The sequence below is a fragment of the Algibacter sp. genome (assembly GCF_049667265.1).
Classification (GTDB): Bacteria; Bacteroidota; Bacteroidia; order Flavobacteriales; family Flavobacteriaceae; genus Algibacter_B.
In genome coordinates this window covers 1-7,398 of record NZ_JBATHX010000055.1, presented here as the reverse complement: position 1 = coordinate 7,398, position 7,398 = coordinate 1, and the positions used below count along the sequence as shown (strand labels likewise).

The window sequence follows — 7,398 nt, the reverse complement described above, 5'->3', positions numbered from 1 at the left end:
CCATTTATGTCTTTAGTAAAAAAGGATGGCTTTGAATATGCTGATGGTGCTTTTGGATGTGTCGTTCCAATTCGTGAAGCTATTTTAAGAGGCGCCACGGAAATTGATGCTATTATTTTAGAATCTGAAAGTATGCAGTATAATAAAGTACTTGGTAAAAACCCATTTTCATTAATGCTAAACTTATTTGGACACCTTTTGGATCAAGTAGAGCGAAGTGATATTTTGATTGGAAAATTAGCGGCTAAAAATAAGAATGTAAAACTCAATTTGTATTACACACCTGCAAAACTTACTGAAAACTCCTTGGTTTTTAATAAAAAACTTATGACCACGTGGTGGCAACAGGGTTATTATTATGCCAAGCAAAAATGTGAGAAAGCACAATCAAACGAATTGCGAGAAAGTGATTTACCACAAATCTGAGACCTCATCTTTTATAAATGATAATGCTGCATCACTTGGTGAGCGTCGTTCCATCATTTCAGTTAAAACAACTTCTCTTAGCTTGTTTGCTGTATCTGTTTTTTCAAGCATACTTGCCTTTCTTATAAGTTGAATGGTAGCATTTTTTGCAGTTGTTGTAATGCTCCAGCATTTGTCACTAATATAAATTTGTTGCGATAAATTATGTTCAAATTCTTGTTCGATGCTTTGTATAAGTAACGATTCGTAATCTTCTTTATTTGAGGATATTGGTGTAATTCTTATAAGTAGTTTTGATGGTGATATGCGTTCTAAAAATATAGCCATCCTTTCATAGGCTTGAAGGCGCAATGGCATGGCGTTTACTTGCATGTCTTTCTTTAAAAGGAAACGTCTGCGTCCATCTTCGTTCTTGGTGTGTTCCTTAAAAAAATAATAGGCAATAACTCCAACAATTATTGAAGGGACTGCAAATAAAAAAAGATCTATAATTCTACTAATTTCCATATCAAAATAATTTAATTACAAACATAAGTGGTTTGTTTTTATTGAACAAAAAAGACTTGATTAATTGCAATATTTATGGAAATGAAATATAAACAGCCAATAGATAAAATTATCTATTGGCTGTTTTAAAGTGGATTTAAAAAATGTAGTTAGTGTTTTATAATTTTTTGAACGCCGTTTGATTCATCAATTTTTAAGAAATAGGTGCCTTTCGATAAATTTATTGTGGAAATTTTATTATCGATATGTGTTAGCGTTCCGTTTAAAACTAGATTCCCAAGAATATTATAAATTTTATAATCCGTATTAATTAGTGATGTATTTTTTAATGAAATATTAAAATGATTAATATTAGGATTTGGGTAAATAGTAAAGTTTGAATTATTTAAATAATTATCATCTACAGATAACGAACTCTCAAAAATTTGATCTAAGGCAGCTTGATTAAAGTTATCTAAATTGTCGCTAATAAATACAGTATTTATACTGGTTGGGTTAAAAAATGTTGTCATTACGCCAAATGTGCTATTTTCATAAAAAGCCATAGTGGTTTCTCCAGAATTTGGGTATGTTTCAGGTCCAAATTCATAAATACTTTCAGCTTCAGCTCTAGTAGTCACGCCATCAGCATACCAAAGTGTACTAAATATCCATGTTAAGGTACTTGGAAAACTGTCATTTGCATTATTGGTTTTATCAGCTTGAGGAACGCCCAAATTGCCATCATCAACATAGCTTTGCATATTATAAGAACTAAGCCAAGCATAATCATACATAAATTCACCCGAAATAAAGTTGTCTGGAGCAGAACCATAAAATTCGTAAATGACATCACTACCAATCAACCACAATTTACCGCCGTTATCCAAATAAGTTTTAAGTGCAGTATAACCGCCAATGCCATTGGTCCAGAAATTAAGTTCAAAACCATCATCTCCACAAAACCAAATGACTAAATCTGCTTGATTTAATTGTGTTGAAGTAGGAAGTCCAGAAGTATTGCTATCATGTAAAGTAATATTTGTGTAAGTAGTGGTGAGTAAAGAATTGTAAAACGTTGTATTATCTGTTAAATCAACATCATTATCTGTTACCAATAAAATATCATTTTGAGAATAACCAAATAAAATAGATAAAAGGGACATTAAAGTAAGTAATTTTTTTTTCATAATTTGTTAGATATTTAGAGGTTTATCTATCAAAGTTATTCAAAAAAAAAGTAAGTTTTATAATTGTTTTGTAGAATTAATTAATTGTTATTTTTAATATTATTTAATTACCAAATAGATAAAAAGACTAATTATTTGTGCAGCTAGATTATTAAATTAGTAAATCAAAATAGCCAATATATTTTGGTATAAAATTAAATCTATGTCATTCTTATTTCACACCTCCTAAATGCATACAGTCTTTTAAATGTTGCACACCCTTAAACGGTACAGGTGTTTTCTTGTACATAAAAGTTCCGTTAAGTTCTTTTGAAAGATTATGGTCATCAACATTAATCTCAATATCACTCATTTTAAACTGGCAAGGATGTTCGTAACCTGCTGCATGTGTAATTTCAATAAATTCCTTTCTAAAGGTTTTAAAATATTGTGCTAAACGTGCCGATTTTAACGTGGGATCGATACCGTTTTGAAGCCATTTGTTTTGTGTTGCAATTCCAGTTGGGCAATGGTTTGTGTGACAAACTTGCGCTTGAATACAACCAATACTCATCATGGCTTCTCGGGCAACATTTATGCAATCTGCACCCATAGCAAATGCCATAGCCGCTTTTGCTGGAAAACCTAATTTACCACTCCCAATAAATACAATACGCTCTGATAAACCTTTGTCTTTAAATAATTTATATAAATCGCTAAAACCATAAACCCATGGTAATGAGACGTGATCTGCAAAACTTGGTGGGGCTGCACCTGTTCCGCCTTCGCCACCATCAACGGTTATAAAATCTGGACCTTTCCCAGTTTTTTTCATGATATCTGCTAATTCTTCCCATTGTTCTAATTTCCCAATGGCGGCTTTAATACCCACAGGTAAGCCAGTTGCATCGGCAATTTTTTCTATAAAATCGACCATTTCTGGCACATTAGAAAAAGCTTTGTGATTTGGTGGTGATAGCACATCTTTTCCAATTTCAACCCCTCTAATTTCGGCTATTTGCTTGGTTATTTTTGCACCTGGCAAAACACCACCTTTCCCGGGTTTTGCACCTTGAGATAGTTTAACTTCTATGGCTCGGATAAATGGGTTATCGTTTACAAGTTCTACCATTTTTTCCATAGAAAAACCGCCATCTTCAGCTCGAACACCAAAATAACCCGTTCCAAAATGAAAAACCACATCGCCACCGTTGCTGTGATATGGAGACAAACCGCCTTCACCAGTATTATGGTAGGCATCAGCCATTTTTACACCTTTGTTTAATGATTCAATCGCTTTCGCGGAAAGTGAGCCGAAACTCATGGCAGACACATTAATAACGGATGCTGGTCTATAAGGTTTTTTACGTTTATTAAATTCACCCATAACTTTTGCGCAAGGCAAAAAGGTTTTATCTGTTTTGTGAGGATGATTTTCAGGCACTTTATAAGGCATCATCGCATTATTTATAAAAATATGTTGATGTGCATAAATATCTCTATCGGTTCCAAAACCTTCGTAGTTATTTTCTTTTTTTGCTGAGGCGTAAATCCAACCGCGTTCAATTCTATTAAAAGGTAATTCCTCTCTGTTATTCGCAACAAAATATTGACGCATTTCGGGTCCAATGCTTTCCAGCCAATAACGTAAATGCCCAACAATTGGGAAATTATGACTGATGGTGTGTGCTTTTTGGAAAAAAATATCTCGAATTGCTACAATTGCTAACACAATTAAAACCCATCCCCACCAAGCGATGTTTGATAAAAAATCTAATACAATTTCCATATAATTTTTTTATAAGGTCTAAATATATTCAAATTTTACTAAAGGATGGTTTAACGGTGAATTGTTTATAATTATTAATAAATCCGCTTATTTAAAAGCATAACATTGGTTATTTTCACATGATAAAATTGATGATGATTTGGAAAAGTATTTAAGCCAGTTAAACGACGCACAATTAGAGCCTACAATTCAAATAGAAGGGCCTATGATTGTTATTGCTGGCGCAGGTTCGGGTAAAACACGTGTGTTAACATATCGTATTGCATATATGATGAGTAAAGGGATTGACCCTTTTAATATTTTGTCGCTTACGTTTACAAATAAAGCGGCTAAAGAAATGAAAGCGCGTATTGCAAGTATTGTTGGTGCAAGCGAAGCTAAGAATTTATGGATGGGAACCTTTCACTCGGTGTTTGCTAAAATTTTACGTATTGAAGCAGATAAATTAGGCTACCCAAGTAATTTCACTATTTACGATACTCAAGATTCTGATAGATTGATAGCTTCTATCATTAAAGAAATGAATCTTGATAAAGATATTTATAAATACAAGCAGGTTCGTTCGAGAATTTCTTCATATAAAAATAGTTTGATTACCGTTCGCGCTTATTTTCAAAATCCTGAACTTAAGGAAGCCGATGCTATGGCAAGGCGCCCAAGAATGGGTGAAATTTATAAAGAATATGTAGACCGTTGTTTCAAAGCAGGAGCGATGGATTTTGATGATTTGCTATTAAAAACCAACGAGTTACTAACGCGATACCCAGAAGTATTAGCTAAATATCAAAATCGATTTAGATACATTTTGGTGGATGAGTATCAAGATACAAACCACTCGCAATACTTAATTGTGAGGGCCTTATCAGATAAATTTCAGAATATTTGTGTAGTTGGAGATGATGCGCAAAGTATTTATGCCTTCCGTGGAGCAAATATTAATAATATCCTCAACTTTCAGAAGGATTATGACGATGTGAAAGTTTTTAGATTAGAACAAAATTACCGTTCTACAAAAAATATTGTAAATGCAGCTAATTCAATCATTGATAAGAATGAAACTAAACTTGATAAAATAGTTTGGACTGCGAATGATGAAGGTGAAAAAATAAAAGTACATAGATCGTTAACTGATGGTGATGAAGGACGCTACGTAGCAAGTACCATTTGGGATAGCAAAATGCAAAATCAACAAATGAATAGTGATTTTGCTATTTTATATAGAACCAATGCACAATCACGGTCTATTGAAGATGCTTTGCGAAAGCGCGATATTCCTTATCGAATTTATGGTGGTACCTCGTTTTATCAACGTAAAGAAATTAAAGATGTTATCGCTTATTTAAGATTAGTAATAAACCCTGCCGATGAGGAAGCCTTGAAACGCATTATTAATTTTCCGCCTAGAGGTATCGGTCAAACAACGGTTGATAAACTTATTGTGTCTGCTAACGGCTACAATCGCACCATATTTGAGGTGATGAAAAATATTGATAAAACCGATGTTAAGATAAATTCAGGTACCAGAACTAAACTTCAAAATTTTGTAACGCTAGTAGAAAGTTTTCAAGTTCTTAATCAAAATGCCGATGTTTTTGAATTAGCAGAACATGTTACCAGAACAACAGGTATTATTAAAGAATTCAATAAAGATGGCACGCCAGAAGGTGTGGCTAAGATGGAAAATATTGAGGAACTTTTAAATGGTATGAAAGATTTTGTGGAAGGGCAAAAAGAAATTGCAGATACCACAGGCTCTTTAGCAGAGTTTCTTGAAGATGTTGCTTTAGCTACCGATGCCGATGCTGATAAAGGCGATCCAGATCATGTAGCGTTAATGACCATACATCTTGCAAAAGGATTGGAGTTTTCGAATGTATTTGTTGTTGGTTTAGAAGAAGATTTATTTCCGAGTGCCATGAGTGGAAATACACGTGCAGAGTTGGAAGAAGAACGTCGACTTTTTTATGTAGCAGTTACTAGAGCTGAAAAACAAGCCTATTTAACTTACGCTTTATCAAGATATAGATGGGGGAAATTAGTAGATTCTGAACCTAGTCGTTTTATTGAAGAAATAGATGAACAGTATTTAGATATTGTAACTCCTATTGAAGAACGTCGTTTTAACCCGATGCTTTCAGCCGATATTTTTGGTGATGTTGAACCTAATAAAATCAGGTATAAACCAGCCAAACAACCTACGTTTAAAAAAGGAAATACAACCAAAAAAGAACCAGAAAAGTTTCAAGTAACCACACCGAAAAACTTAAAACCCGTTGCAAAAACGAACGGAAACACCAATTTGTTTGATAGTAATTTGGTAGTTGGGAATATTGTAAAACATATCCGTTTTGGAACAGGAGAAGTTATGAAAATTGAAGGCGCTGGAGCGGACACCAAAGCTGAAATTAATTTTCAACATGGCGGTATAAAGAAGCTATTGTTGCGTTTTGCTAAGTTGGAGGTTATTGGATAGTTTACAGTCTACAGTTATCATTCTTCAGTCAACTTTTAAAGATGTGTTTCAATAAAAGCTTTAAGTTTTAAATACGTATCTAAAAGATCTAATCCAATCCATCCATGTCCAGCATCAGGATATAATGTAAACTGATGTGTCACACCAAGACTTACAAGTTTATCGCGCATGGCGGTGCCTTGAGTCGTCGGAATTAGTGGATCATTGCCGCCATAAAATAAAATAGTTGGAGGTGAGGATGTTTTAGCTTGGTGATACGGACTAATTTCTTCTAGAAAAGCTGTTCCTGGGGCTATACCAAATAATTCAATTAACGGTTTCATTAATGGATTAGGATCCAGATATTCTGGGTCTGTAAAATTTGTTGGTCCAACAATACTACAAACCATATTCACATTATTATCCGTATCATGTGCATAACTCCATAATAGTGCTAAATGCCCACCAGCACTCACACCTATAAACCCGATTGTATTTGAAATGGTGTATTTTGATTGGTTGGTTTTTAAATGATTCACAACCGAACTAATGTCGTTAATTTGCATTGGGTAAGGCGACGTCGTGGTATTTGCTAAACGGTAATTCAGGTTCACAATAGCCGTGTTTGGAAAGTCCTGACGAATGCTATTTTTAAAATCAATCATCTCACTTTTATCGCCCGTTGTCCAACCACCACCATGAACTAAAATAATGGTTTTTGTATCTTCAGTTCTGTTGGCAGGCAAGTATAAATCAAAAACTTGGTTGGCATCATCGCCATAACTAATGTTAAGTTCTTGATAATATTCCAATGGGTTTAATGGGATTTCAGTTTCCTTTGTGGTTCCGTTATCATCAGAACAACCAATCAGGGACATGAATACTATTAAATTAACTACAACAAATTTTAGAATTTTCATATATTAGAAATATATTTACTATTTATCAATCAATCCGAAACTCAATTAAATTAAACGTATTGGCAAGGTAATTATTATGGCTGAATTTATTAAAATATACGAGGAAAATCCTAATCCTAAGGAAATTAGCAAAGTGGTTAAAATTCTTAGGAATGG

5 protein-coding genes and 1 pseudogene are annotated in these 7,398 nt (G+C 33.7%); 2 read left to right on the top strand and 4 right to left on the bottom strand.

The window, feature by feature from the left end; translation table 11 throughout:
• A pseudogene (locus WBN21_RS02015) lies at positions 1-426 on the top strand (patatin-like phospholipase family protein); the annotation flags it as partial.
• Here WBN21_RS02015 and WBN21_RS02010 read toward each other — a convergent pair.
• The 3 genes from WBN21_RS02010 to WBN21_RS02000 all read right to left on the bottom strand — a co-directional run bounded on the left by WBN21_RS02010 (position 412) and on the right by WBN21_RS02000 (position 3,870).
• Positions 412-933 (bottom strand): hypothetical protein, encoded by a 522-nt coding sequence (locus WBN21_RS02010; RefSeq protein WP_424197636.1) that lies wholly within the window; start codon positions 931-933, stop codon positions 412-414. The pseudogene WBN21_RS02015 and the gene WBN21_RS02010 overlap by 15 nt on opposite strands.
• Positions 934-1,082: 149 nt before the next feature.
• Positions 1,083-2,102 (bottom strand): T9SS type A sorting domain-containing protein, encoded by a 1,020-nt coding sequence (locus WBN21_RS02005; protein WP_424197635.1) that lies wholly within the window; start codon positions 2,100-2,102, stop codon positions 1,083-1,085.
• A gap of 211 nt (positions 2,103-2,313) precedes the next feature.
• The gene (locus tag WBN21_RS02000; RefSeq protein ID WP_424197634.1) at positions 2,314-3,870 is read right to left on the bottom strand and encodes an FMN-binding glutamate synthase family protein; all 1,557 of its coding nucleotides are present in this window, start codon (positions 3,868-3,870) and stop codon (positions 2,314-2,316) included.
• Positions 3,871-4,009: 139 nt separating this feature from the next.
• Here WBN21_RS02000 and WBN21_RS01995 point away from each other — a divergent pair, with 139 nt between their 5' ends.
• Complete coding sequence (locus WBN21_RS01995) at positions 4,010-6,343, top strand: ATP-dependent helicase (RefSeq protein ID WP_424197633.1); 2,334 nt, start codon at positions 4,010-4,012, stop codon at positions 6,341-6,343.
• 35 nt (positions 6,344-6,378) lie between these two features.
• Here WBN21_RS01995 and WBN21_RS01990 read toward each other — a convergent pair whose 3' ends face one another.
• Positions 6,379-7,242: an alpha/beta hydrolase fold domain-containing protein gene (locus WBN21_RS01990; RefSeq protein ID WP_424197632.1), complete on the bottom strand. Its 864-nt coding sequence runs from the start codon at positions 7,240-7,242 to the stop codon at positions 6,379-6,381.
• Between the last annotated feature and the right edge of the window lie 156 nt (positions 7,243-7,398).